Annotated in this window: 2 protein-coding genes; both read right to left on the reverse strand. The window is 45.9% G+C overall.

The genetic code is table 11. The annotated features are described in order from the left end of the window. A partial coding sequence (gene hemH / locus A3762_RS21950) for a ferrochelatase (protein WP_068757637.1) occupies positions 1-453 on the reverse strand: 453 nt, incomplete at its 3' end. Beyond that, a partial coding sequence (locus A3762_RS21955) for an ElyC/SanA/YdcF family protein (RefSeq protein ID WP_304439317.1) occupies positions 453-732 on the reverse strand: 280 nt, incomplete at its 5' end. The genes A3762_RS21955 and hemH, both read right to left, overlap by 1 nt.

Raw genomic sequence — 732 nt, forward strand, 5'->3', positions numbered from 1 at the left:
AGTGCTTCCTGAATACTGCGGATATAAAGGCAACACAACTAGCTTGCGGCAACTCTCCGCCATCATTTGATCAAGCGTATTCGATACTGAGGGCTCACCATAACGCATTGCGAGCTCAACCATCACATTGTTGCCATACTCGGCACGCAACTTCTCACGAATGGCTTGTGTTTGCGCCAAAGAATGGAGCATCAAAGGTGAACCATCCTCAGTCCATACTTCTTTATACGCTTCAGCAGATTTGCTAGGCCTAACACGTAAAATGATGCCATGTAGGATCAGCATCCATATCAGTTTTGGAATCTCAACAACACGAGGATCCGATAAAAATTGAGCCAGATATTTACGTAGCGCTTTAGCCGTTGGAGCCTCAGGCGTACCCAGATTCACCAATAAAACGCCCACTTTATCTGCACTACGGTGTGAAAAATTCTTTTCACCTTTGAACGCCATTACACCGCCTCTTTTAGTGTTTTGTTAAGCCAAGCCCAAGACATCCCTAAATATTCATGCCACGCTGCTTGAACAATTGCCAAGTTGTTTGCTGTCGGAATCCAATCACGCCAAACCAAAGGTCGATCACCTTTTGCTTCTATGTTGGCTGGCGCAGCAATAGGTCGCATACCTAAGCTTTCAAACAACGCCATCGCACGGGGCATATGCATTGCTGAAGTCACCAATGCAAAAGGCTGCATACCAATTATATTTCGCCAAGCAAGCGCTTCCTCATAC

Source organism: Oleiphilus sp. HI0125 (genome assembly GCF_001635355.1).